The organism is Streptomyces albofaciens JCM 4342 (assembly GCF_008634025.1).
GTDB classification, from domain to species: domain Bacteria; phylum Actinomycetota; class Actinomycetes; order Streptomycetales; family Streptomycetaceae; genus Streptomyces; species Streptomyces albofaciens.
Map to the genome: position 1 here is coordinate 4,470,588 of NZ_PDCM01000001.1, position 23,738 is coordinate 4,494,325.

Consider the following 23,738-nt stretch of genomic DNA (forward strand, 5'->3'; position numbering starts at 1 on the left):
GGACGACCGATGCCCTGGGAAGAGGGACTGCCGGCCGGGCCGCCGCCCGGGCCCGCCGCCGGGCCGGCGGGCGACGACGTGCGCACCCACCTGCCGGCGCCGCCCCCGGCCCGGCGCGAGCCGGTGACCGTACGTATCAGCGCGCTGGACCTGTCGGGCTCGCCGCGGCTCGCGGGCTGCGACGTGGCGCACGTACGGGCCCTCGCCGAGGCGGACCCGGCCGGGCTGCCGCCGATCTTCGTGCACCGCGCCACGATGCGGGTGCTCGACGGCGCCCACCGGGTCCGGGCGGTGATCCTGCGCGGCGGGTCCGAGATCAGCGCGGAGCTCTTCCGGGGCACGGAACAGGAGGGGTTCGTGCACGCCGTACGGGCCAACGCCGCGCACGGGCTGCCGCTGACCACGGCGGACCGCAAGGCCGCGGCCCGGCGCATCCTGCGGGACTTCCCCTACTGCTCGGACCGGTCGCTGGCGGAGGTCGCCGGGCTGTCCGCGAAGACCATCGCCGGGCTGCGCCGGCGTTCGAGCGCGGACGGTCCGCGGTTGAACACCGCGCGGCTCGGGCGGGACGGCCGGGTGCGCCCGGCCAGTACGGCCGAAGGACGGCTGCGCGCCGGGCGGATCCTCCGCGAGAACCCCACGGCGCCCTTGCGGGAGGTCGCGCGGCGGGCCGGAATCTCCCTGGGTACCGCGCAGGACGTCAGCCGGCGCCTGCGCAACGGCCGGGACCTGCTGCCCGTACAGCAGGGCGAGGCCGCCGCGGCCGTCCGGCGGATCGAGGTGCACAGCCGCACCGCCGACGCCGTGGCGGAACCCGGTGGCGCCCGCCGCCGCGGCGCCCCGGGCGAAGTCCCCCTGGAGCGGCTGCCGTTCCTGCGGCAGGACGTCGCGCTGCGGTCCACGAACACCGGCCGGGCCCTGCTGCGGCTGCTGATCGCCCAGGAAGCCGTGCTCGCCGACGGCGACCGGCTGGCCGCCGAGGTTCCGCCGCACTGCCTCCCGGCGCTGGCGGAGACGGCCCGTGCCTGCGGGCGGCTGTGGGCGGAGTTCGCCGAGAGCCTGGCCCGCCGCGAACCGGCGGAGTGACGGGGCGGTACGGCGCGGGAGCGGCGTACGGCGTGGAACCGGGGCGCCGGCCGTGCGGAGGAACCTGCCCGGCGGCGCGCCCCAAGGAAATCGAAGGCAGCGAAGGAGTCGGTTGTGTCCATGAACGAGGTCCTGCGGGCCCTGTCGGACATAGGGCTGGACGCGGCCCTGCTCGACGAGGCGGGCCCGGACGTCAGGCTGCGCGCCGAACTGGGGCTGGACTCCGTCGAGACGACGGACCTCCAGCTGGAACTGAAGAAGCGGTTCGGTGTGGAGATCGACCTGTGGGACCAGGAGGACTACACGCTCGGCCAGCTGGCCGACCGCATCGCCCCCGCCGGGAGCCCGTCATGACCGTGACCGGCCGAACGGCCCCCGCCGCCCCCACCGCCCGCGCCCCGCTCGACCCGATGGTCCCCGCCATCGATCCCGGACGCGCCGCCCGCTACCGGGCCGCGGGCGTGTGGACGGACGAACTCGTCGGCGCCCGCATCGCCGAACGTTGCCGCACCGCCCCGGACCGCTGCGCCGTGGTCGACGGCGAGCGCCGGACGACGTACGGGGAACTCGGCCACGCCGTACGGGCCGCCGCCGGACGGCTGCGCGGGCTCGGCATCGGCCCCGGCGACCGGGTGGGCGTGCAGCTGTCCAACAGCACCGAATACGTCGTGCTGGTGCTCGCCCTGCTGGAGATCGGCGCCCCGCCGGTCCTCGTCCTCCCGGCGTTCCGCGCCCACGAACTCGACCACATCGTCTCCGTCACCCGCCCGGTCGCGCTGGCCGTCGAACGCGGCACCCGCAGGTCCGACGCGCTCGCCACCGCCCGCGGCCTCGCCGCCCGGCACCCGGGCCTGCGCCACCTGCTGGTCCGCGGCGCGGACCCGGGCGACGCCGACGGCACATGGGTGGATCTCACCGAGCTGTGCCGCCCGGAGCCCGGCGCGAGCGGCCCGGTGCCGCCCCCGCCCGAGGCGCCCGGCGCCGCGCCCCACGACGCCGCCGTCTTCCTGCTCTCCAGCGGCACCACCGGCCTTCCCAAGGCCATCGCCCGCACCCACGAGGGCTACGGCTACATGATCCGGACGGCGACCGTCCTCGCCGGGGTCACCGAGCGCACCGTCAACCTCGTCGTGATGCCCGCCGAACACGGCTTCGTCATGAACTGCCCCGGCCTGCTGGGCACCCTGTCCGCGGGCGGCACGGCCGTCCTGACCACGCCCGCCAGCCCCCGGCGCGCCCTGGAGCTGATCGAACGCGAGCGGGTCACCCACAGCACCCTGGTGCCGACACTGGCCCTCCAGTGGATCGCCGCGGCCCGCGAGCGGACGTACGACCTGTCGAGCCTGGAGGTGATCCAGGTGGGCGGCGCCCGGCCGTCCGCCGACATGGCCGCCGGGCTGCGCGAGGTCCTGGGCGCCACGGTCCAGCAGTGCTACGGCATGAGCGAGGGCCTGCTCTGCTACACCCGCCTGGACGATCCCGTGGCGACGGCCGACGGCACCCAGGGCGCCCCCGCGTCCCCCCTCGACGAGGTCCGGGTCGTGGACGCGGACGGCGCCGAAGTGGCGGCCGGGGAGATGGGGGAGCTGCTGACCCGCGGCCCGTACACCGTCGCCGGCTATTACCGCAACGCCGACGCCACGGCCTCCTCCTTCACCGCCGACGGCTTCTACCGCACCGGCGACCTGGTCCGCCTCGACGCGCGGGGCAACGTCCTGGTCGAGGGCCGGGTGCGGGACGTCATCAACCGCGGCGGCGAGAAGATCTCCGCCGAGGAACTGGAACAGATCGCCCGGCAGCACCCGGGCATCGCCGACGCGGCAGGCGTCGCCATGCCGCATCCGCTGTACGGCGAGGCGGTGTGCCTCTACGCGGTGCCCGCCGCCGGTGCGGCAGCGGCGGGGGAGGACCTGGACCTGCGCGCGGTACGGCGGTTCCTGGAGGACCGCGGACTGGCCCGCTACAAGTTCCCCGAACGGCTGGAAATCGTGGCCGCGCTGCCGCTGACCGGCATCGGAAAGATCGACAAGGCCGCGCTGCGCGAGGACATCGCCGCCCGGCTCGCCGCCGGGACCTGACTCCCGGACCGGGTCGCCGGTCCGGTACGCCCCCACCCCACCACCGCAAGGAGCACGCACGCGATGAGCGACACGGCCCGCTCCGCCTGGGTCAAGCGCCTCCCCGGCGCCGAGCCCGCCGGCCACCACCTGGTCTGCTTCCCGCACGCGGGCGGCGGCGCCGCCTTCTTCCGGCCGTGGCGGGAGACGCTGCCGCCCGCCACCGAACTGCTGGTGGTCCAGTACCCCGGCCGCGAGGACCGGCTCCAGGAGCCCTTCGCCGAGACCGTGGAGGAGGTCGTGGAGGGCGTCTCCGCGCAGCTGACCGCCGAACTCGGCGGCGGCCCGGTCACCTTCTTCGGGCACAGCATGGGCGCCCTGGTCGCCTACGAAGTGGCCCGCCACTGGGAGCGGCTGGGCCTGCCCGGACCGGACCGGCTGGTCGTCTCCGGCCAGTACGCGCCCGGCGAACTGCCGCCCCAGGACGTCCACGAACGGGACGACGACGGGGTCCTGGAGGTGGTGGAGCGGCTCGGCGGCGCCGTCTCCGACGTCCGCCGCAGCCCCGAACTCAAGGCGTTCGTCGCCGCGTCGACGCGCGCCGACTACCGGATGCTGGACGGCTACGCGCCCTTCGACGGCGAACCCGTCGCCGCCGCGCTGACCGCCCTGTGCGGGCGCGACGACCCGGCGGTCTCCCCGGAGGACGTCGCCCGCTGGCGCGACTTCACCACCGGCCCCTTCGAGCAGCTGCACTTCCCCGGCGGTCACTTCTACCTCCGGGACGGCCGGCAGGCCGTGATCTCCGCGCTCGTCGGAGCGCTTCCGCATGCCACCGGGCAGTACACCTAAGGAGCTGTGTCCATGAGCGGCATCGAGACCTATGACCTGATCGTCGTCGGCGGCGGGCCGGTCGGCCTGTCCACCGCCTGGCACGCGGCCCGGCGCGGCGGGCACCGGGTCCTCGTACTGGACCAATACGGCTTCATGAACGAGCGCGCCGGATCGAGCGGCGCCGAACGCCACTGGCGGGTGCAGTACACCCAGAAGGACATCTTCGCGCTGACGTTGCAGACCCGCCCGATGTGGGCGGAGCTGGAGCGGCTGACCGGCCGCAGACTGATCCACGAGCTGGGCAGCCTGTGGTTCGGCGACACCGGGGTGGAGACCAACGAGGGGCACATCGCGGACACCGCGCGGGCCATGGACGAGATGTCCGTGGCGTACGAGTGGCTGACCGCCCGGGACATCGAGAAGCGCTACGGCTTCACCGGGCTGCCCGGCCACTTCGAGGGGTTCCTCCAGCGCGACGGCGGCGCCATCGACGTACGGGGCACCCTCGCCGCGCTGTTCCAGCTCTCCCAGGAGCACGGCGCGGTGCTGCGCGGCAACGAGGCCGTACGGGAGACCACGCCGGACCGCGACGGGGTGACGGTCCGCACCGACCGGGCCGCCTACCGGGCCGCCAAGGTCGTCCTCGCCAACGGCTCGCAGGCCAACGACCTCATCACCCCCTGGGGCGGCGGCGGGCTGGACCTGCACGCGTACGAGATGGCGCTGGTCACCCTGCGGCAGCGGGACGCCTCCGTACCGCGGCCGTTCTGGTTCGCCTTCCAGAAGCCCACCGAGGAGGACACCAACCTCTTCTACGGCTTCCCGCCCAACCCCTGGTCCACCTCCGACGAGGTGCGCCTCGGCCCCGACTTCGAGGTCAACGCCCTGGAGCACGCGAGCCGGGCCACCGGCGTCCCGGACCCGCGGCACGTCGAGCGGGTCACCGACTGGGTCCGCGCGCACATGCCGTGGGTGGACCCGGAGCCCACCGGCACCTCCACCTGCCTGGCCGTGCTGCCCGGCGACCCGGCGCGGCAGTTCTACCTGGGCACGGCCGCGGGCCTGGTGGACGGCGGCGAGAACGTGGTCGTCTCGGTCGCCGGCTGGGCGTTCAAGCTCGTCCCGCTCTTCGGCCGGATCTGCGCGGAACTCGCCCTGGACGGCGGCACGTCGTACGACATCGCCCGGCACGCGCTGACCGGCCCGGCGGTGCCCGCACGGCCCGCGCCCGGAGCCGCCCGATGACGCCCGCCGCCCGGGACGTCGCGGTCATCGGCATGGCGGGGCGCTTCCCCGGCGCCCCGGACCTCGACGCGTTCTGGGCCAATCTGCGCGACGGCGTGGAGTCGATCACCGCGCTGAGCGAGGACGAGCTGTCGGCCGAGGGCATCGAGCGGGAGCTGTTCGAGCGGGACGACTACGTCCGCGTCGCCTCGCTCCTGGACGGCCACGACCTGTTCGACGCCCGGTTCTTCGGCTTCAGCGCGCGCGAGGCCGCCCTGCTCGACCCGCAGCAGCGGCTCTTCCTGGAGTGCTCCTGGCACGCCCTGGAGGACGCCGCCCTGGATCCGGCGTCGGTCCGCCGCGGCGGGATCTTCGCGGGGGCCAACATGCCCGCGTACTGGATGTCGAACCTGCTGGGCGGCCGGCGCGTCGTGCTCGACGCGGACGTGTTCGAGCAGCAGATCCACAACGACAAGGACTACCTCGCCACCCGCACCGCGCACCGCCTCGGCTTCACCGGGCCCGCGGTCAGCGTGCAGACCGCCTGCTCGACCTCGCTGGTCGCGGTGCACGAGGGCATCAAGGCGCTGCTCGTGGACGAGTGCGACGTGGTGCTCGCCGGCGGGGTCTGCGTCCGGGTGCCGCAGCGCGCGGGCTACCTCGCCGAGCGCGGCATGGTGCACTCCCCGGACGGCCACTGCCGCCCCTTCGACGCGCGCGGCGCGGGCACCGTCTTCGGCAACGGCGTCGGCGTGGTCGTCCTCAAGCGGCTCGCCGACGCGCTGACCGACGGCGACCGGGTCCTGGCCGTCGTCAAGGGATCCGCCGTCAACAACGACGGTACGGACAAGGTCGGCTTCACCGCGCCCGGGGTCGCCGGGCAGGAGCGGGTGGTCCGCGAGGCGCTGCGGACCGCGGGTGTGCCCGCGCGCAGCGTCACGGCCGTCGAGGCGCACGGCACGGCCACCCCGATCGGCGACCCGATCGAGATCAAGGCGCTCACCCGGGCGTTCCGGGACTCCACCGACGAGAGCGGCTTCTGCTCCGTCGGGTCGGTCAAGGGCAACATCGGGCACCTGGAGTCGGCGGCGGGCATCGCCGGGTTCATCAAGGCGGTCCTCCAACTGCGCCACCGGCAGCTCGCGCCCACGGTGCACTTCGCGGAGCCCAACCCGCGGATCGACTTCGCGGCGACGCCGTTCCGGGTCGACGCGGCGCTGCGGGAGTGGGATGCGGCGGAGTTCCCGCGCCGCATCGGGGTCAGCGCCTTCGGCATCGGCGGGACCAACGCACACGTGATCCTGGAAGAGGCGCCGCGCTCCACGGCCGTCGCCGACGGGGCCGCGGCCGACGCGCCGCAACTGCTCGTACTGTCGGCGAAGAGCCCCGAGGCGCTGGACGCGGCGACGCGACGGCTGACCGCCCGGCTCGCCGAGCCCGGCGCCCCGGATCTCGCGGACGCGGCGTACACGCTGCAAACCGGCCGGTCACCGATGCGGCACCGGCGCACCCTCCTCCGCGCGGGGAGCGGGCCGTACGCCGAACACACGGGGGAGAGCGGCACCGGACGGCTCAGGACGGTGTTCCTGTTCCCCGGCCAGGGCGCCCAGTATCCGGGCATGGGCCGCGAACTGCACGCAGCGGAGCCGGTCTTCGCCGAGCACCTCGATCACTGCGCCGAGGTGCTGCGCGACGAACTGGGCTTCGACGTCAGGGGGTTGCTGCTGGACCTGGACGCCCCGGCGGAGCGGCTGACGGCGACCGAGGTGGCGCAGCCCGCGCTGTTCACCGTCGAGTACGCGCTCGCCCGGCTGCTGGCCTCCTGGGGCATCGCGCCGGACGGCATGGTGGGCCACAGCCTCGGGGAGTACGTCGCCGCCTGCCTCGCGGGCGTGTTCACCGTGGAGGAGGCGCTGCGGCTGGTGGCGCTGCGCGGCCGGCTGATGGCCGCGCGCCCGGCCGGGGCGATGCTGTCGGTGCAGGCCCCGGAGGAGCGGCTGCGCGAACTGCTCGTGGACGGCGTCGGCATCGCGGCCGTCAACGCGCCCGAACTGTGCGTGGCCTCGGGCCCCGCCCCGCTCGTCGCCGAACTGGCCGGACGCCTCGCCGCCGCGGGCATGTCCGCCCGGCCGCTGCACACCTCGCACGCCTTCCACTCGCCGATGATGGAACCGGCCGTCGCGCCGTTCACCGAGGCCGTACGGACCGCGCGCCCGGCGGCGCCACGGCTGCCCTTCGCCTCCGGCGTCACGGGCGCCGCCATCACGGCGGAGCAGGCCACCGACCCCGCCTACTGGGGCGAACACATCCGCCGCCCCGTACGGTTCGCCGACGCGCTGCGCACCGCCCTGCCCGCGGGCCGCTGCGCCCTGGTCGAGGTCGGGCCGGGCACCACCCTGTCCTCGCTGGCCAGAGCGGCGCTCGGGGCGCGGAAGGGACTCACCGTCACCCGTACGATGCCACGGCCCACGGAGGCGGAGAGCGAACGGGTCACCCTGCTCTCCGGCGTCGGCGACCTGTGGCTCGCGGGCGCCGGGGTGGACTGGCGCGCGCTGCACCGGGTCCCGCGGCGGCGGGTCGCGCTGCCGGGGTACCCGTTCGCCCGTGAGCGGTACTGGATCGAGCCGCGCGGCGGCGGACAGCGGGCGCGGGGGAGCGGTGCGGAGGAGCGGCCCCCCGCGCGGCCGCAGGGGCAGGCGCGGACCGCCCGGCCCGGCGGCCTGCGGACGGCGTACGCGGCCCCGGACAGCGAGACGGAGAAGCAAGTCGTCGCGCTCTGGGAGGAGTTCCTGGAGTACGAACCCGTCGGCGTGCACGACGACTTCTTCGAACTCGGCGGGCACTCGCTGCTCGCCACCCGTATCGCCAACCGCCTGGCCGAGGTGCTGCGGACGCAGGTGTCCGTCCGCGATGTGCTCGCGCACGCCACGCCGGCGCGGCTGGCGGCCGAGCTGGACGGGCGGGAAGGCTGACCGGACCCCGGCGGGCGGCGGCGATGTCGGTGCCGCCGCCCGCCGGGATTCTCAGGCCGCGCGCTTGGCGCGGTGGCGGCGTACCGCGTCGCGGTTGGCGCAGGCGTGCGAGCAGTACCGCTGCCGCCCGGCGCGGGTGAAGTCCGCGTAGGCGTTGGGGCATTCGGCCAGCGCGCAGCGGCCCAGCCGGTGCATGCCCAGACCGGTCAGGTGCAGCGCGGTGCCGACGCTGGCCACCGCCCGCAGGATGCCCGCGGCCCCGAGGCCGTCCTCGCGGTAGTGGATGTGCCAGCCGCCGTCGGCGTGGTCGGTGAGCCGGGGGTGGGTGGACGCGTCGGCGAGCAGCGTGTTGAGGAGGGCGGCGCGCCGCTCGTCCGTGGGGGCGTCGACGACCTCGGCCCACCGGGCGAGGAAGTCCAGTGCCTCGGCGAGGTCGTCGTCCGTCGCCGGCCGGTCGAGCACCATGCCCGCCGCCTCGCAGCGTTCGGCCAGCTCGGAGGCGCTGGCGGGCGGGGAGTTGGCAAGGTCGGTCACGAAGCGGACGGGGTCCTCCCCGTAAGGGTTCAGCTGCATAAGACCATTACAGCAGAGTGATCCCATGGACTCACCACTGGCCGACGGGCGCCCCGTTGCCGTCGGAGAAGCACCCCCGGCGCCCACGCCCGCACAGACCTCCGCGGCTCCCCGCTCCACCCCCGGCACCTGGCTCCCCCTGGTCGCCACCTGCCTGGGCACCTTCATGCTCCTCGTCTACGCGACGATCGTGACGGTGGCGCTGCCGCAGATGGCGCGAGATCTGCACGCGGGCTTCGGATCGCTCCAGTGGATCATCGACGTCTACACCCTCGCCCTCGCCGGCCTGCTGCTCGGCATGGGCTCCCTCGGCGACAACCTGGGACGCAAGCGCCTGTACGTCATCGGGCTGACCGTCTTCACCGCCGCCACCCTCGCCTGCGGCCTGGCCCCGGACGTCGGGGTGCTCATCGCCGCCCGCGCGGTCCAGGGCGTCGCGGGCGCCGCCATGTTCGCCACGCTGCTGCCGCTGATCGGCCTCACCTACACCGGACGCGACCGGGCCACGGCGTTCGCCGTCTGGGGCGCGGTCGCCGGCGCGGCGGCCGGCATCGGCAATGTCGCGGGCGGCATGCTCACCCAGTTCCTGTCCTGGCAGTGGATCTTCTACGGTGCCGTGCCGGTCTGCGCCGCCACCATCGCCCTGTCCGTGAAGGTGCTGGCCGACGACACCAGCCGGCCCACCCGCGTCGACTGGGCGGGGATCGTGACCTTCACCCTGGCCGCGATCGGCGTCACCTTCGGCTTCATCCGCGGCGGCGAGGCGGGCTGGACGGACCCCACCACCCTGCTCGGCTTCGCCGTCGGCGCCGTCCTGCTCGTCGTCTTCGTCCTGGTGGAGCGGGCCGTCACCCACCCGATGCTGCCGCTGGAACTGTTCCGCAAGCCCGCCTTCGACGGCATGCTCCTCGCCGCCTGCGGCTACTACCTGGCCGCGTTCGGCTTCCTGCCCGTGCTCTCCCTCTGGCTCCAGAACGGCGTGGGACTCAGCTCCTTCGCCACCTCCCTGGTCATCACCGTCCAGCCGGCCGCCTTCTTCGCCACCTCCGCCCTGGTCGGCAGCGCCCTGCACCGCATCCCCGCCCGCTGGACCCTCGGCGGCGGCTCCGTGGTGGTCGGCCTGGGCAACCTCGCACTGCTGACGGTGGGGCCCGGCTCGTCCTGGCCGGCGCTGCTGCCCGGACTGGTGATCACCGGGGTCGGCGCGGGACTCGTCTCGCCGGTCCTGCCGGCCGTCGCCATGTCCGCCGCGCCCGCCGCGCACAGCGGCGTCGCCGCCGCGGCCGCCAACAGCGCCCGCCAGCTCGGCCTCGCCCTGGGCATCGCCCTGCTGGGCACCGTCTTCCACCAGTACGTGCCGGACGGCGGCCCGGCCTCGGGCACGGCGTACGCCCACGGACTGGACGCCGTTTTCCTCCTCGCGGGCGTCATCACCCTGGCCGCCGGAATCGCGGCGATGTGGCTCCTCGGATTCCGGGGGCGAACCCACAAGGAGGTCCCGGGAACGGCGTGAACGATCGGCCGAATTCCCGCTTCGCGTATTCTCGTCCGACTTCGAACGGTTGACAGTGGTAAGGGGGCGGCACAGCATTTGCGATGGATCCGCCGATCTCTTTTCCCGGGTGGCGTCCAGTATTCTCCTTCCCGATGTCCGGGCGCTGTTCGGGCCGGTCGGCGGAGCTGTCGTACGCATGTGTCCGGCGTGCGGACGAGCGTTGCGGGTAATTCCGAGGAACCACGTTCGGAGAATCCCGGTGCTCCGGACTCCGGCTGAATACCGGCCGCCCGGCCGAAATGCGTGCCCGACCGAACCGACCCGTGAAACGAGGGAGATATGACCCCGACCCCCAGTCCGCTGCCGGTCCCCGGCATTCCCGCGATGTGCCCGCGGTGCCTGGCCGCGCTCGACGGCCCGCTGCCGGACGTCGGGCAGACCGAGGGCGGTACGGGCTGCGTCGTACGGACCGGGCTCGCCGAGCACGCGGACATCACCTTCCACGCCGCCACCGCGACGGGGCCCACGGTCGGCGACCGGAACACCCACGTGGACCGCCTCACCGACGCCGCCGGAACCACCGTCGGCACCATCACCGGCGGCGGCTGGAAGGTGTTCGAGCACCCCCGGGACGGCCATGTGCTGTCCTACTACCGCGAGGAGATCGAGTTCCTGGACGGCACGGTCGTCACCACCGGCTGGATGGACTCCACCGCCGTATGGTCCGGCCAGTGGCAGAGCCTGCACGCGGTCGGCACCGGCGGCGCCTACCGCGGCCTGATCGGCGTGCGGCAGATCCGCCAGGAGGAGCCCCGCCGGCTGTTCCGCGCCAACGTCGTCCTGTGCGCCACCGGCGGCCGGTGAAAGGAGCCCGGTGTCTTCCCTCGGACGTGCCCGGTGGGGCATCGGCGCGCTTCTGGCGGGCGGTCTGCTCGTCAACTTCGCGGACCGTACGGTGCTGTCCGTCGCGGCGCCGCAGCTCGCCGACGAGTTCGGGTGGAGCCTGAGCCAGTTGGGCGTCGTCCTCGCGGCGTTCAGCTGGTCGTACGGGCTGGTGCAGCTGCCGGCCGGCGCGCTGGTGGACCGGATCGGCGTCAAGTGGCTCAACCGCGTCGCGGTGACGCTGTGGGGCGTGGCCAGCCTGCTGCTCGCGGTCGCCGGGGGCCTCGGCCTGATCCTCGTCTCACGGCTGCTGCTGGGCGTCGCCGAGGGGCCCTTCATGCTCAGCGCCGCGAAGGCCACCGCCACCTGGTTCCCCACCGCCGAACGCGGGCGCGCCACCGCCCTCTTCGACGGGGCCACGAAACTGGCCAACGTCATCGGGCTGCCGGTGCTCGCCCTCGTGGTCGGCACCTGGGGCTGGCGGGCCGGGTTCCAGTTCACCGGCGTGCTCAGCCTGCTGTTCGCCGCGGTGTGGTGGTGGCGCTACCGGGACCCGGCCGAACACCCCCGGCTGGGCGCCGCCGAGCGCGCGCACCTGGCGGCCGGCGGCGCGCGCGTCGCCGACCGGCCGCGCGGCTCCGTCCTGCGCCCGGTGCTGCGCTCCGGCCGGATGTGGACGATGGCGCTCGGCTTCGCCTGCTACGGCTATGCCATCAACGTCGTCCTGACCTGGATGCCGGAGTTCTTCCAGCGGCAGTTCGGCACCCGCACCCTGGGCTCCGGCCTCTACTCGGCGGTCCCCTGGATCGTGGCCACCGTCGCCGAACTCGCCCTCGGCGGCTGGCTGGCCGACCGCCTCGTACGGGCCGGACGCGACCCGATGAAGGTCCGCAGGACCGTGCTGACCTGCGGCCTCGCGGTGGGCGCGACCGTCGGCTTCGCGGGTACGGCGCCCAGCGTCCCGGCCGCGGTGGGCTGGATGGCGCTCTCCCTCGGCGGGCTCGCGGTCGCCGCGCCGGCGGCCTGGAGCCTGCCCGGCCTGCTGGCGCCGCCCGGCGCGGTGGGCGCGGCCGGCGGGCTGATGAACTTCGCCAACGCCGCCGCCACCACGGCGGGCGTGGTGTTGACCGGCTGGCTGGCGGAGGTGACCGGGTCGTTCGGCGCGCCCTTCGTGTTCGCCGCCGCCGTCCTGGGCGCCGGGATCCTCCTGTACCGGCGGCTGCTCGTGCCGCGCCCCGGGCGGACGACGCCCGCGGCCACGCCCCGCACGGAAGGGGATGAGGCCCTGGCCCTATAGCACACTTCCGGTTGGTTGCGGGATTGCCGTGCACATAACGCAAAGCGACTTTGCGATAATTTTCAGCTGGTGGTGATCTGCGGCTGTCGGCCTCCGGTTAGGCTGCCCAGTGCTTCGTTCGCGAGCGCTGGAGGGGTTTTGTGCACAGCGGTGTGTCCGACCGGTATGAGCAGAGCCAACGGATTCTCCCGGGCATGCACGTATTAAGCGGCGGGACGAGGCTGCCGTGAGCGACTCCATAACGTTGTCCGCCTGCCTGAAAAGGCTGTCCTGGTCCCCGGACCGGCTCGCCCGTGAGATCAACCGGGTGTGCGGCGGGGGCACGATCAGCGACAAGGCTCCCTACAATTGGCTCAAAGGCTCCCTGCCGCGGCGGCAACTTCCCGAAATCGTGGCGAGAATTCTGACCGAAAAGCTCGGGGAGCCGGTCACGGTCCGTGATCTCTGGCCGGACAGGTTCCCGGCTCCGGTGGCCGAAAAGGCTCCTGTTCCACGGCAGCGTCCGGCCGGCCCGGACCCGGCCCCGCTGCCCGCGCAGGACATGGTCGCCACCGCCGTGGACTGGCTCGTGGGCAGCGACCCGCCCCTGACCTGCCGGCTGCGCGGCGAGGAGGTCGACCCCGGCATCCTGACGGTGCTGGAGGACCGCAGTGACCAACTGCGCCGGCTCGCCGACGAGCGCGCCGGGGAACTGGTCATGGACTGGGCCGTGCAGGAGCTGCGGTGGACCCGCAAGCTCATCGCCGAGTGCAGCTACGGCCGCGCGACCGGGCTGCGGCTGCACCGCACCGCCGCCGAACTCGCCCAGGTCGTCGGCTGGATGGCCGCCGACCTCGACATGGCGGGCCAGAGCGAACGCCACCTCCTGGCCGCGCTGCGCTCCGCCCGGATCGCCGGGGACCGCGCGCTGGCCGCGTACGTCATCTCCTGCCTGAGCTACCGGTTCGCCTGGAGCGGCCAGGGCCGGGAGGCGCTGCGGCTGATCCAGATCGCCCGCAAGGGCACCCAGGACCACGCCCCCGGGCCCGGGCAGGCACTGCTGGCGAGCCGGCAGGCCAGGGCGCACGCCGCGCTGGGGGACGCCGTGGGCTGCCGGCGGGCCCTGGACGAGGCGCAGGAACTGATCGAGACCGGCGGCGAGTCCGGTACGGCGCCCTGGGCGTCGTGGGTGACCCCCGCCGTGCTGGTCGCCGACGCGGGCCGGTCCTGGTTGGATGTGGGCAGGTCCGCATGGGCGGAACGCCATCTGGTGCGCGGGCTGGAGCTGTTCGGCCAGAGCCAGCCGCTGAACCGGCTGCTGCACTGGACCTCACTGGCCGAGGCCCGGCTGGCGCACGGTGACGTGGACGGCGCCGCGACCGCGACCTGGGAGGCCCTGGGGCTCTACGAGCGGGTCACCTCGCACCGCGCCCGCGTCCGGCTGACCCGGCTGCGCGGCCGTTTCACGCGCTGCGACGCGCGGGTGGCCCGGCAGGTCGCGCAGGGCACGGCGGAGGTGCTCGACGAGGCGCGCCGACTGGCCTCCTGCGGCTGAGCGCGGTGCACGGCGGGAGCCGTTGCCGTACGGTTCCGGCCGCGGCCCCGCCGGGACGCGGCCGGTGACGCGGCGGCGCGTCCCGCCCACCGGACCTCCGTGCCGCCCCGGCCGACCGGGACCGGGCAGTTGCGTCTGGAGGAGAGACATCTTGCACATCGCGTACGGAGTACCGCTGGCGCCGATGACCACCCTGCATCTGGGAGGCCCGGCCACCGCCCTCGCCGAACTGCGGGACCTCGCCGACTTCCCCGCCGTCGTCGCCTGGGCGAAACGGTACGGCGCCGCGCCCTTCTGCCTCGGGCACGGCAGCAACGTCCTCGTCAGCGACGCGGGGTGCAGCCGCCCCGTACTGCGCCTGGCGACCCGGGGCGTCGAGATGCGCGGTACCGCACCGGACGGGCGGGTCCTGGTCGAGGCGCAGGTCGGCCATCCGCTGCGGGACCTGGTGGAGAAGACGGTCGAAGAGGGCCTGTCCGGGCTGGAGATGCTCAGCGGCATCCCCGGCACGGTCGGCGCCACACCGGTGCAGAACGTGGGCGCGTACGGCCAGGAGATCGGCGACTGCCTCGTGCGGGTGCGGGCGTGGGACTGGAAGCTGGGCCGCGCGGTGACCCTGTCCGCCGCCGAGTGCGCCCTGGGCCACCGCACCAGCAGGTTCAAGGGAACCACCCGCTGGACCCTGCTCACCCTGGTGCTCGCGCTGCGGCCGTCCCCGCTGAGCGCGCCCATCACCTACCGCAGCGTCGCGGGCGTCCTGGACGTCCCGCTCGGCAGCAGGGTGCCGCTGAAAGACGCCGCGCGGGCCGTGCTGGCCGTCCGCCGCGGCAAGGGCATGGTGCTGGAGGACTCCGGCATCGACCACCGTACGGTCGGCAGCGTCTTCCTGAGCCCCGAGGTCACCGGCGCGCAGCAGGCGCGGCTGCGGGCGGCCGGTGCCCCGCTGAACTCCTTTCCCGACGGCTCGACCCGGGTCAGCGCCAGCTGGCTGATCCGCCGGGCCGGTTTCGGGCTGCGGACGGCCGTCGCCGACGGCGTCCGGGTCTCCTCCCGGCACTACACCCTGGTCGCGCGGTCGGGCGCGAGCGCGGCCAGCTTCGGGCAGGCCGTCGGCACCGTGCACCGCTCCGTCCTGCGGCACACCGGTGTGGCGCTCACCTCAGAAGTCGACTTCCTCGGCGACTCGCGGACGTACCCGCCCGGTTGGCCGTCACCAGCAGCACCAGCAGGTACGGCCCGCCCACCACGCCCGTGACCACCCCCACCGGCAACTCGACGGGCGTGAAGGCGTGTTGCGCGACGAAGTCGGACACCAGCGTCACCAGCGCCCCCACCAGCGCCGACGCCGCCAGGGCCGGCCCGCCGTCGCGTACCAGGCGGCGGGCGACCGGCGCGGAGACCAGGGCCACGAACGCCACCGGGCCTGCCGCCGCGGTGGCCGTCGCCGCCAGCGCCACCCCGGTCAGCAGCAGCGCGAGCCGGCTCCGCTCGACCCGCAGGCCCAGGCCCCGGGCCAGGTCGTCACCGAGGCACAGCACGTTCAGGGGACGGGCCAGCACGGCGGCCGCCAGGACCAGCGGGACCAGACAGCAGGCCAGCGTCGTGGCGTGGGTCCAGGTGCGGCCGCTCAGGCTGCCGGTCAGCCAGATCAGCACCTGCTGCGCGTCCCAGACCGCCGCGCTGGTCATCAAGTACGAGACCAGGCTGGACAACAGGGCGGTCGCGCCGATCCCGACGAGCACCAGCCGCCGGCCGGACAGCCCGCCGCGCCACGACAGCAGATAGATCGCCACGGCGGTGACCAGCGCCCCGGCCAGCGCCCCGGCGGAGACCGCCATACCGCCGAGCCCCAGCGCCACGATGCAGGTCGCCGCCGCCGCGCCCGCACCCGATGTGATGCCGATGACGTCCGGGCTGGCCAGCGGATTGCGCACCAGGCTCTGGAAGATCGCGCCCGACATGCCGAACCCCAGTCCGGCCAGCAGCCCGGTGAGCACGCGGGGGAGCCGGATGTCGAGGACGAACAACCGGCTCTTCCACTCCGCCTCGCCGCTGATCGCGCCGATCACCTCGGACAGCGGTACGACGAAGTCGCCGACCGCCAGCAACGTGACGGCGGTCAGCAGCACCGCCAGGGCCAGCACGACCACCACGGGCCGGGCGCGCCGCCGTCGTACGGCGCCGCGGACGCTCCTGGTCCGCACGGTCACGGCCGTCACAGCGCCGCCCCCTTCCGGCTGCGCACCATGGCGATGAGGACCGGCGCGCCGATCGCCGCCGTCACGATGCCCACCTGCACCTCGGTCGGCCGGATCACCAGCCGCCCCACGAGGTCCGCCAGCAGCACCAGCACCGGCGCGAGCACCATCGAATAGGGCAGCAGCCAGCGGTGATCGGCGCCGGTCAGCATGCGGGCCACATGCGGCACCGCGAGCCCCACGAACCCGATCGGCCCGGCCATCGCGGTCGCCGTGCCGCACAGCAGCACCACCGCGAGCGCCGCCGCCAGGCGTACCCGTACCACGTGCTGCCCGAGCGCCCGGGCCGTGTCGTCGCCCAGCGCCAGCAGGTTGAGCGACCGGCCCAGCGACAGCGCCAGCACCGCGCCGGCCAGCACGAACGGCGCCCCCTGCCAGGCCACCGCCTCGTCCCGCCCGGCCAGCGACCCGACCTGCCAGAACCGGAACTGGTCGAACGCGCTGACGTTCAGGAGCAGTACGGCCTGGGTCGCCGAGGTGAGGACCGCGGTCGTCGCCGTCCCGGCCAGGACGAGCTTCAGCGGGGTCGCCCCGCTCGCGCCCATGGAGCCCACCGCGTACACCACCGCCGCGGCGACGGCCGCGCCCGCCATCCCGAACCACACATAGCCCGACAGCGACGTGACCCCGAAGAAGTTGATCCCGGCCACCACGAAGAGCGCCGCGCCGGAATTGACGCCCAGTACACCGGGATCGGCCAGCGCGTTGCGGGCGATGCCCTGCATCACCGCGCCCGCCAGCCCGAGCGCCGCCCCCGCCAGCAACCCGACGACGGTGCGCGGCAGCCGTAACGAACGGATCACCAAGTGCTCGGTGTCGGACGGGTCGAAGCGGAACAGGGCCTCCCCGACCGTGTGCGCGGACAGCGGTTTGCTGCCCATCGTCACACTGGCCGTGGCCAGCGCCGCCAGGACGACGAGCGCCACCACGAGCCCGGCGGCCAGGCGTAACCGCCGGTGCGGCCGACGCCGAGGTGCGGCCGCGGTGTTCGCCTGCCCCGGTGGGGGCGGCGGCTGAGTGATCTGTTCCGGTACATGTGCCACAGCAGGACTATGGAAAGGCTGGCCTAACTTGGCAAGGCCGTCCATGATCCTCAAGGGAAATGGTGCGAACCGACGAGAGAGGATCAGCCATGCTGCACACCGACGGTGCGCGGTGGAGCCGGCGGCGGCTCCTGGCCGGCGCGACGGCCGTGGTGGGGGCGGGCCTGGTGGCCACGGGCTGCGCCCCCCGGCCGGCGGCGTCCCGCCCCGAAGGACCCCGGCGCTGGGCCTTCACCGACGACACCCGTACGTCCGTCGGCGCGCCCCGGAGGCCCCGTACGGTCGTGGCGTACGCGACCGCCGCCGCGGCCCTGTGGGAGTACGGCATCCGTGCCGTCGGCGTGTACGGGGGAATCCAGACCAGCGGAGGCGGCGTCAACACGGCCATCCTGGGCGGCGTCGACCTGGACCGGACCACGCTGCTCGGCCGCACCTGGGGACAGGTCAACCTCGAAGTCCTCGGCAGGCTCGCCCCCGACCTCGTCGTCGACACCCTCCAGTTCGGGGCGCACCAGATCGAGCCCAACACCCTCGGTTTCGTACGGCGGTTGGCCCCGGTCGTCGGCCTGGAGGTGTACCACACCGGGATACCGCGCGCCGTGCACCGATTCGCCCAACTCGCCCGCGCGCTGGGCGGCGAGGTCCGCGAACGCGACCGTACGGCCTTCGAGAACGCCCGCCGCCGACTGAAGAACACCATCAGAACCCGCCCCGGCCTGCGCGTCCTGTGCGTGTCCGCCGACCCGGACGGCTTACGCGTGGCCCGCGGTGCCTGGCCCGGCCTCCCCGACTTCAAGGGCCTCGGCCTCGGTGTCGTGGTGCCGTCCACGGGCACCAGCGCCTACGCGCAGAAGCTCTCCTGGGAGGACGCCGACCGCTACCCCGCCGACCTGATCCTCATGGACATCCGCACCAGCAGCCTCCAGCGCGACCAGCTCGCCACCAACCGCGTCTGGCAGAGCCTCCCGGCCGTCCACGCCGGCCAGACCGCCCCCTGGAACCCCGAACCCGTCCTGACGTACCCCGCCATGGCCCGCGTCTACAACGACCTGGTCACCACGCTCGAACGCACCCACCGCCTGCCGGCCTGACCGCCGCCCGGCCGCCCGTCCTTCACGCACCCCGCCAGATGTTGTCGAAGGCCGCCTTCTCGACGGTCCGCCGCTGCCGTACGGATTCCAGCTCCACCACCGCCTCGTTGACCGCGGCGAGCACGGTCAGCACGGCCTCGTCGGTGATGCCGGGAGCCCCTTCGCCCCCGGCCGCCCGGTCGCGGATCCCGGCGGCGGCCGCGAGGGCGGCGAGGACCGGCTCGCCCGAGGCCCAGCGGCCGGCGGCGTGCCGGCCGGCCGGTGAGCCGGCCGGCTCCGGGCGGCCGCTCCGCACGGGAACCCACCGGCGACGCCGCCGGACCAGGTCTCCCTCCGATACGAGCACGCCCTGGTAGACCTCCGACAGGCCGCGGCCCCGGCGCCACAGCCAGTCCTCGACCGACTCGTAGGGCTCCTGCCGCACCAGCGAGGCGGCGGCCTCGGACAGCAGACGATCGGCCGGCGGCCGCCGCTCGCCGGGCACGAGGCGGTCGCCGTCCAGTACGAGGACACCGGCCGCCAGCAGATCGATCACCTCGGCCCCGGCGAGGGCGAGCGAGAGATCGCCCGGCTCCACGGCGCGGCCGGCCCCCGCGTCCACGGCGATGATCGACAGGTCCCGGGGTGTGGTCATCAGCGGCTCCGGAGCGCGGGCGTCGGGCGGGGCAGCGCCGACTGTAACCGTGCCGGGCGGGCCCGGACACCCTCCACAAGGGCGTATCCGCCTTGATAGGCAAGTCGCGACTTGCCTATGGTGGTGGTCATGGCAGAGGATGTCTTCAAGGCGCTGGCCGACCCCACCCGTCGGCGCATCCTTGACGAGCTGGCCGAACGGAACGGCCAGACGTTGTTCGAAATATGCGCACGGCTGGTGACCAAGCACGGCCTCAGCCTGTCCCGCCAGGCGATCAGCCAGCATCTGGCCGTCCTGGAATCCGCCGGCCTGGTCGTGTCACGCCGCCAGGGCCGCTACAAGTTCCACGACCTGAACACCGAGCCCCTTGAGCACATCGTGACCCGATGGCTCAGCCCCGAACCACCGGAGAGCACCCCATGAGGATCTACATCACCAGCGTCTTCGTCGACGACCAGGAGAAGGCGCTGCGCTTCTACACCGACGTCCTGGGTTTCGAGAAGAAGCACGACATCCCGATGGGCGAGGCCCGCTGGCTGACCCTGGTCTCCCCGGACGCCCCCGACGGCACCGAACTCCTGCTGGAGCCCTCCGGCCACCCCGCCGTCCCCCCGTACAAGACGGCCCTGGTCCAGGACGGCATCCCGGCCGCCTCCTTCGCCGTGGACGACGTCCGGGCGGAGTACGACCGGCTGCGCGAGCTCGGCGCGGAGTTCACCCAGGAGCCGCTGGAGATGGGCGGCGTCACCACCGCGGTGCTGGACGACACCTGCGGCAATCTGATCCAGATCGTGCAGGGGGCGTAGGAGGCGGGACGGCCGCGCCCCGCGCGTCCGGCCCCGTCAGATCACCCGAAACAGATCCGCCGCCCCCCGCACATCCATGAAGTCCTCCACGGACCGCAGGTTGTCGCTCAGGGCGTCCAGGACCGAATCGGCCGCGGCGGCGCGGGGAGCGCCGATGGCCACGCCGAAGACGCGGAAGCCCAGCCGGTGCTTGGCGGCGTTCCAGTCGCGCATCCACGCCTCGGTGACGTCGCACTCGTCGTCGGTGAGCATGACGATGTCGCCGCGGGCGCGGGCGGCGGCGTCGAATTCCTCCTCCAGGAGTTCGACGGCTGCGGACAGGGGGCTTTGGTAGCTGGTGCCGCCGCCGAGGAAGGTTTCCGCGAAGTCGAGCACCCGGGTGATGCCGGCGGGCTCGTCGGCCGGGAAGCGGAAGACGCGGAGTTGGCCGGCGGAGGAGAAGAGGATGCCGACGAAGTCGCGCTTCGCTTGGCGGGCCTGGTCCAGCAGTGCCAGGGCGCACGCCTTGGCCCACGCTTCGCGGGTGCCTCCGCCGGGTCCCTCCATGTACATGGAGTGCGAGGTGTCGACGCACGCGATGACGGCGCCCTGGCCGGTGGTCTGCTCGCCCTGGCTGTCGTAGAGCATCAGCTCCCCGGCGGCGTAGCGCGCGGCGAACACCGCGCGCAGTTCGGGCAGGCCGAGGTTGGCCAGCTCGGAGGGGATGACGCGGGAGAGGTCGTTGCCGAGGGTGACGCCGATCAGTTCCCCGGTGGCGTTCTCGATCTTGCGGGCGCGTTCGCCGTCGGCCATCTGCCGGAAACGGCCGATCAGCTCGGCCCATGGGGCGAAACGGCCGGTGCGCAGCCGTTCGGCGAGCCGGGCGCGCTCGTCGTACGGCATCCGTTCCAGCTCGCCGGGGCCGACCCCCCACGCCCGCATCAGTGCCGCCTCCTCCCGTACGGTTCCGGCGGCCTTCGCCACGGCGCTCCGCGCGGTGGCGCGAAGGCCGGGGGCCGCCGCCGCGAGGGCCTGCGCGGCGCCCTGGGTGGTCTGCCGCACGGCGGCGCCGGCGGCCTCGGCGGTCTCGGTCGCCCGTTGCACGGCCTCGGCGGCCGGGGGCGGTACGGTGCCGTCCGCACCGGTCTCGTCGGCGGCCTGCCGAAGCGCCGTACCCACCGCGGCCGACGCGCCTTCGGCGTCCTGCCGGGCCTTCGCCGCCCGCTCGGTCTGCCCCCGGGCAGGCCGGAACCGCTCCAGCATGTCGCGCAGCGCGGCAGCCTGGGCGAGTACCGCCATGGCGGCGGCGTACGGGTCGCCGGCCGTCTCCCGGTGCAGCCCGGCGAACTCCGGTGACTCCACCAGGGAGCTGATGATCTGGTGGTTGACCAGCCGGGAGGGGGCCATCTCGGCGCGCTCGCGCAGCCGCGGGCCGGCCTGGTAGGCGGCCAGGAAGGCGTCGGCCAGGAGATCGGTGGTGTGCTCGTGACGCGCCGTCAGCTCCTCGGCCAGTTCGCGCAGCCCCGCCGACTGCGCGTAGGTGTCGCGCCAGGCGATCTGCTCGAACGGGTCCGCGACCACGGCCGTGGTGTGCTGCCCGGTCGCCGCGCCGGCCCGGCCCAGCCACGGCTCGGCCCGGTTCGCCGGCGCGTCGAGGCTGCTCGGCGTCCCGCTCATATCCGTACTCCCGCCTCGTTTCAAAGCTGGGTCTGCACCGTGCTCGCGTCCACGCCGAGGGCCTCGGTGAGCACCCGGGCCCGGACGGCACGCTGACGCCCGGCGACCCGCTCGATGGCCGAGGTGGAGCGCCCGGCGCCCGCCGCCTCCGCGCGCAGCCGCTCCAGCCGCTTGCCCGCCCTGGCCAGCGTGTTGTGGGCGTTCTTGATGACCCACTCGCTCAGCGCCTCGCGGGACTGCCCGGCCATGGCGTCGAGCTGGGCCTCCAGCTCGTCGATGGCGTCGGCCAGGTCGAGTGCTTCCTTGGCGTCGGGGTTGACCAGGTGCAGCACCTCGCGCTCGACAACCGGGCGCTGGGCGGGGGAGTCCCACAGCACATGCGTCAGGACCGACAGATCGGCCTCGGCGACCGCCGGGCGGCCGTCGAGGTACGCGGACGCCTGGAGCAGCCCCACCGCCTGCCGCCAGCGGCGGTCCGAGGCGACGAGCTCCTTGCGGCGCAGGGCGGCCCGCAGCGTGCACACCGCGTCCACGATCCCGTCGGGCACGTCCACGGCCGGGACGGCCTCGGTCACGGCGTGCCGCAGCGCGGCCAGTTCGACGGTCGTCCGGGCCGGTGCCGCCGGGCGGCTGACGGCCGAGCGGACCAGCGCGGCGAAGTTCGAGGGGTCTTCCAGGTACCCGACCTCGATCCGCACCAGCAGCCGGTCGTAGATCGCCGCCGCGTCCTCCCCGCCGGGCAGTTCGTTGCTCGCCGTGATGGCCCCGATCAGCGGGCAGCGGACCGGCGCGCCGCCGTTCTCCGGGTGGTAGATCCGCTCGTTGAGATAGCCCAGCGTCTCGTTGAGCGCCGCCGTCGAGCATTTGAATATCTCGTCGATGAACGCCACATGCGCGGTCGTGGCGCGCCCGTCGTAGACCTGGCGGTACTCGCCCCGGGCCAGCGCGGCGACGTCGATGGGCCCGAACATCCGCGTCGGCGCGGTGAACTTCGACAGCAGGATCTCCCAGTAGGAGGCGCCCTCGATCCGGCCGGTGAGCTCCCGGGCCAGCTCGGACTTCGCCGTCCCGGGCGGCCCGAGCACCAACGAGTGCCGCCCGGCCAGCAGCGTCACCACCAGCGTCCGCACCACGTCGTCCCGCTCGTAGAACCGCTCCGACAGCTCGTCGCAGACGGCCCGCAGCCGCTTGGCGGTGTCCTGCGCGTCCGGTGCGCCCATGGGCGACTCCTCGCTGTGGTGCCCTGGCGGGCGCGGGGCGGTTGGTTGTGCGGACAAGATTAGAGGCCGGTCGGTGCACCCATCTCCCCAGGCCCAGGGTGGTGCTGAGCGAACCCCGGGACGGGTGGGCGCACCATCGTGCCGCCCCACGGCCCGAACCTAGAGTCGCCCGGGACGGCCGCCCCTCTCCCTCGCCCTGACCAGCGCGAGGCGGGAGCAGGTGAACGACACGGCCGGTGACCGCGACTCGGAAGGCAGATCCATGGCACTTCGCACGGGGAGAAGACCCTCTGCGCCCCTCGGCACGACCCGGACGACGGGCCACGGCGCGGCCAGTGCCTCCGCGCTCACCCTGGACCGGGTCTCCCGCAGTCACCGGCGCGCGGGCCGGCAGTTCCACGCGCTGCGGGACATGAGCCTGGATGTGCCGCCGGGCCGGTTCCTCGCCGTCATGGGCCGTTCCGGGTCCGGCAAGACGACCTTCCTGCAGTGCGCGGCAGGGCTCGACCAGCCCACCTCGGGCACGGTACGGATCGGGGGCACCGACCTGTCCGGGCTGTCCGAGGCGGCGCTGACCCGGCTGCGCAGGGACCGCATCGGCTTCGTCTTCCAGGCGCTCAACCTCGTGCCGTCGCTGAGCGTCCAGGAGAACGTCGCACTCCCGCTGCTGTTGCGCGGTACGCACCCCGACGACCCCGGGGTGCGCGAGCGCTCCCTGGACGTACTGGAGGCCGTCGGGCTCGCCGACCGGGCCGACGACTCCCCGCTGCGGATGTCGGGCGGCCAGCAGCAGCGCGTGGCCGTCGCCCGCGCCCTGGTCACCGACCCCGCCGTCATCTTCGCCGACGAGCCGACGGGCGCGCTGGACCCGGTCACCGCCCGCGAGGTGCTGGGCCTGCTGCGCCGGGCCGTCGACACGTCGGGGCACACCGTGGTGATGGTGACCCACGATCCGCAGGCCGCCGCCTGGACCGACGAGGTGATGTTCATCGAGGCGGGACGCTGTGTCGCCCGGCTGGAACGTCCCGCCGCGGAGACCGTGGCGCACCGGTTCGCGCAGCTCGCGGAGCGGTGAC

Annotated in this window: 21 protein-coding genes; 15 read left to right on the plus strand and 6 right to left on the minus strand. The window is 74.1% G+C overall.

The window, feature by feature from the left end; translation table 11 throughout:
- Positions 1 to 9 precede the first annotated feature (9 nt).
- The 6 genes from CP973_RS19825 (at position 10) to CP973_RS19850 (ending at position 8,173) form a co-directional block, all read left to right on the plus strand.
- Positions 10 to 1,086, plus strand: a complete 1,077-nt coding sequence (locus CP973_RS19825) for a streptomycin biosynthesis protein (protein WP_150242554.1) — start codon at positions 10 to 12, stop codon at positions 1,084 to 1,086.
- Positions 1,087 to 1,206: 120 nt separating this feature from the next.
- Complete coding sequence (locus CP973_RS19830) at positions 1,207 to 1,440, plus strand: acyl carrier protein (protein WP_150243790.1); 234 nt, start codon at positions 1,207 to 1,209, stop codon at positions 1,438 to 1,440.
- Positions 1,437 to 3,164, plus strand: coding sequence for a (2,3-dihydroxybenzoyl)adenylate synthase (locus tag CP973_RS19835; protein WP_150242556.1), 1,728 nt, complete (start codon positions 1,437 to 1,439; stop codon positions 3,162 to 3,164). Before CP973_RS19830 ends, CP973_RS19835 begins: the two co-directional genes overlap by 4 nt.
- 63 nt (positions 3,165 to 3,227) lie before the next feature.
- Positions 3,228 to 3,995, plus strand: coding sequence for a thioesterase II family protein (locus CP973_RS19840; protein ID WP_150242558.1), 768 nt, complete (start codon positions 3,228 to 3,230; stop codon positions 3,993 to 3,995).
- Positions 3,996 to 4,007: 12 nt separating this feature from the next.
- Positions 4,008 to 5,222 (plus strand): NAD(P)/FAD-dependent oxidoreductase, encoded by a 1,215-nt coding sequence (locus tag CP973_RS19845; RefSeq protein ID WP_150242560.1) that lies wholly within the window; start codon positions 4,008 to 4,010, stop codon positions 5,220 to 5,222.
- Positions 5,219 to 8,173 (plus strand): type I polyketide synthase, encoded by a 2,955-nt coding sequence (locus CP973_RS19850; RefSeq protein WP_150242562.1) that lies wholly within the window; start codon positions 5,219 to 5,221, stop codon positions 8,171 to 8,173. Before CP973_RS19845 ends, CP973_RS19850 begins: the two co-directional genes overlap by 4 nt.
- Positions 8,174 to 8,224: 51 nt before the next feature.
- On the opposite strand, the gene CP973_RS19855 is transcribed toward CP973_RS19850, so the two are convergent.
- The gene (locus CP973_RS19855; RefSeq protein WP_150242564.1) at positions 8,225 to 8,746 is read right to left on the minus strand and encodes a CGNR zinc finger domain-containing protein; all 522 of its coding nucleotides are present in this window, start codon (positions 8,744 to 8,746) and stop codon (positions 8,225 to 8,227) included.
- 25 nt (positions 8,747 to 8,771) lie between these two features.
- Here CP973_RS19855 and CP973_RS19860 point away from each other — a divergent pair, with 25 nt between their 5' ends.
- The 5 genes from CP973_RS19860 (at position 8,772) to CP973_RS19880 (ending at position 15,209) form a co-directional block, all read left to right on the plus strand.
- Positions 8,772 to 10,259, plus strand: coding sequence for an MFS transporter (locus tag CP973_RS19860; protein WP_244409613.1), 1,488 nt, complete (start codon positions 8,772 to 8,774; stop codon positions 10,257 to 10,259).
- 321 nt (positions 10,260 to 10,580) lie between these two features.
- On the plus strand, positions 10,581 to 11,105 hold the full coding sequence (locus tag CP973_RS19865) for an allene oxide cyclase barrel-like domain-containing protein (RefSeq protein WP_150242566.1): 525 nt from the start codon (positions 10,581 to 10,583) through the stop codon (positions 11,103 to 11,105).
- A gap of 10 nt (positions 11,106 to 11,115) precedes the next feature.
- The gene (locus CP973_RS19870; RefSeq protein ID WP_150242568.1) at positions 11,116 to 12,420 is read left to right on the plus strand and encodes an MFS transporter; all 1,305 of its coding nucleotides are present in this window, start codon (positions 11,116 to 11,118) and stop codon (positions 12,418 to 12,420) included.
- A gap of 226 nt (positions 12,421 to 12,646) precedes the next feature.
- Positions 12,647 to 13,954 (plus strand): NsdA family TPR-like regulatory protein, encoded by a 1,308-nt coding sequence (locus tag CP973_RS19875; RefSeq protein ID WP_150242569.1) that lies wholly within the window; start codon positions 12,647 to 12,649, stop codon positions 13,952 to 13,954.
- A gap of 151 nt (positions 13,955 to 14,105) precedes the next feature.
- Positions 14,106 to 15,209 carry a UDP-N-acetylmuramate dehydrogenase gene (locus CP973_RS19880; protein WP_150242571.1) on the plus strand — a complete coding sequence of 368 codons (1,104 nt, stop codon included), beginning with the start codon at positions 14,106 to 14,108 and terminating at the stop codon, positions 15,207 to 15,209.
- On the opposite strand, the gene CP973_RS19885 is transcribed toward CP973_RS19880, so the two are convergent.
- Both CP973_RS19885 and CP973_RS19890 read right to left on the minus strand, forming a co-directional pair.
- Positions 15,109 to 16,164 carry a FecCD family ABC transporter permease gene (locus CP973_RS19885; protein WP_167538462.1) on the minus strand — a complete coding sequence of 352 codons (1,056 nt, stop codon included), beginning with the start codon at positions 16,162 to 16,164 and terminating at the stop codon, positions 15,109 to 15,111. The genes CP973_RS19880 and CP973_RS19885 overlap by 101 nt on opposite strands.
- A gap of 5 nt (positions 16,165 to 16,169) precedes the next feature.
- Positions 16,170 to 17,141 carry a FecCD family ABC transporter permease gene (locus CP973_RS19890; protein WP_208853261.1) on the minus strand — a complete coding sequence of 324 codons (972 nt, stop codon included), beginning with the start codon at positions 17,139 to 17,141 and terminating at the stop codon, positions 16,170 to 16,172.
- 203 nt (positions 17,142 to 17,344) lie between these two features.
- Between CP973_RS19890 and CP973_RS19895 the strand changes: the two genes are divergently transcribed.
- Entirely contained in the window at positions 17,345 to 18,346 is a 1,002-nt protein-coding gene (locus tag CP973_RS19895) for an ABC transporter substrate-binding protein (protein ID WP_167538385.1), read from the plus strand.
- Positions 18,347 to 18,368: 22 nt separating this feature from the next.
- Here the strand turns inward: CP973_RS19895 and CP973_RS19900 are convergent, their stop codons facing one another.
- Positions 18,369 to 18,980, minus strand: a complete 612-nt coding sequence (locus CP973_RS19900; protein ID WP_150242575.1) for a GPP34 family phosphoprotein — start codon at positions 18,978 to 18,980, stop codon at positions 18,369 to 18,371.
- A gap of 129 nt (positions 18,981 to 19,109) precedes the next feature.
- Here CP973_RS19900 and CP973_RS19905 point away from each other — a divergent pair, with 129 nt between their 5' ends.
- Positions 19,110 to 19,403: an ArsR/SmtB family transcription factor gene (locus CP973_RS19905; RefSeq protein WP_150242577.1), complete on the plus strand. Its 294-nt coding sequence runs from the start codon at positions 19,110 to 19,112 to the stop codon at positions 19,401 to 19,403.
- Complete coding sequence (locus tag CP973_RS19910; RefSeq protein ID WP_150242578.1) at positions 19,400 to 19,786, plus strand: VOC family protein; 387 nt, start codon at positions 19,400 to 19,402, stop codon at positions 19,784 to 19,786. The genes CP973_RS19905 and CP973_RS19910 overlap by 4 nt, the downstream gene beginning before the upstream one ends.
- Before the next feature lie 36 nt (positions 19,787 to 19,822).
- Here CP973_RS19910 and CP973_RS19915 read toward each other — a convergent pair whose 3' ends face one another.
- Both CP973_RS19915 and CP973_RS19920 read right to left on the minus strand, forming a co-directional pair.
- Positions 19,823 to 21,442 (minus strand): VWA domain-containing protein, encoded by a 1,620-nt coding sequence (locus CP973_RS19915; protein WP_150242580.1) that lies wholly within the window; start codon positions 21,440 to 21,442, stop codon positions 19,823 to 19,825.
- A gap of 20 nt (positions 21,443 to 21,462) precedes the next feature.
- A complete protein-coding gene (locus CP973_RS19920) occupies positions 21,463 to 22,662 on the minus strand; it encodes an AAA family ATPase (RefSeq protein ID WP_150242582.1) in 1,200 nt (399 codons plus the stop codon).
- A 262-nt stretch (positions 22,663 to 22,924) separates the two neighbouring features.
- Here CP973_RS19920 and CP973_RS19925 point away from each other — a divergent pair, with 262 nt between their 5' ends.
- Complete coding sequence (locus CP973_RS19925) at positions 22,925 to 23,737, plus strand: ABC transporter ATP-binding protein (protein WP_150242585.1); 813 nt, start codon at positions 22,925 to 22,927, stop codon at positions 23,735 to 23,737.
- Position 23,738: the final 1 nt, after the last annotated feature.

What these genes read in the sequence shown, in the direction of transcription:
- CP973_RS19825 (WP_150242554.1), top strand. Translation starts at nt 10, where the DNA reads ATGCCCTGGGAAGAGGGACTGCCGGCCGGGCCGCCGCCCGGGCCCGCC.
- CP973_RS19830 (WP_150243790.1), top strand. Translation starts at nt 1,207, where the DNA reads ATGAACGAGGTCCTGCGGGCCCTGTCGGACATAGGGCTGGACGCGGCC.
- CP973_RS19835 (WP_150242556.1), top strand. Translation starts at nt 1,437, where the DNA reads ATGACCGTGACCGGCCGAACGGCCCCCGCCGCCCCCACCGCCCGCGCC.
- CP973_RS19840 (WP_150242558.1), top strand. Translation starts at nt 3,228, where the DNA reads ATGAGCGACACGGCCCGCTCCGCCTGGGTCAAGCGCCTCCCCGGCGCC.
- CP973_RS19845 (WP_150242560.1), top strand. Translation starts at nt 4,008, where the DNA reads ATGAGCGGCATCGAGACCTATGACCTGATCGTCGTCGGCGGCGGGCCG.
- CP973_RS19850 (WP_150242562.1), top strand. Translation starts at nt 5,219, where the DNA reads ATGACGCCCGCCGCCCGGGACGTCGCGGTCATCGGCATGGCGGGGCGC.
- CP973_RS19855 (WP_150242564.1), bottom strand. Translation starts at nt 8,746, where the DNA reads ATGCAGCTGAACCCTTACGGGGAGGACCCCGTCCGCTTCGTGACCGAC.
- CP973_RS19860 (WP_244409613.1), top strand. Translation starts at nt 8,772, where the DNA reads ATGGACTCACCACTGGCCGACGGGCGCCCCGTTGCCGTCGGAGAAGCA.
- CP973_RS19865 (WP_150242566.1), top strand. Translation starts at nt 10,581, where the DNA reads ATGACCCCGACCCCCAGTCCGCTGCCGGTCCCCGGCATTCCCGCGATG.
- CP973_RS19895 (WP_167538385.1), top strand. Translation starts at nt 17,345, where the DNA reads ATGCTGCACACCGACGGTGCGCGGTGGAGCCGGCGGCGGCTCCTGGCC.
- CP973_RS19900 (WP_150242575.1), bottom strand. Translation starts at nt 18,980, where the DNA reads ATGACCACACCCCGGGACCTGTCGATCATCGCCGTGGACGCGGGGGCC.
- CP973_RS19905 (WP_150242577.1), top strand. Translation starts at nt 19,110, where the DNA reads ATGGCAGAGGATGTCTTCAAGGCGCTGGCCGACCCCACCCGTCGGCGC.
- CP973_RS19910 (WP_150242578.1), top strand. Translation starts at nt 19,400, where the DNA reads ATGAGGATCTACATCACCAGCGTCTTCGTCGACGACCAGGAGAAGGCG.
- CP973_RS19915 (WP_150242580.1), bottom strand. Translation starts at nt 21,442, where the DNA reads ATGAGCGGGACGCCGAGCAGCCTCGACGCGCCGGCGAACCGGGCCGAG.
- CP973_RS19920 (WP_150242582.1), bottom strand. Translation starts at nt 22,662, where the DNA reads ATGGGCGCACCGGACGCGCAGGACACCGCCAAGCGGCTGCGGGCCGTC.
- CP973_RS19925 (WP_150242585.1), top strand. Translation starts at nt 22,925, where the DNA reads ATGGCACTTCGCACGGGGAGAAGACCCTCTGCGCCCCTCGGCACGACC.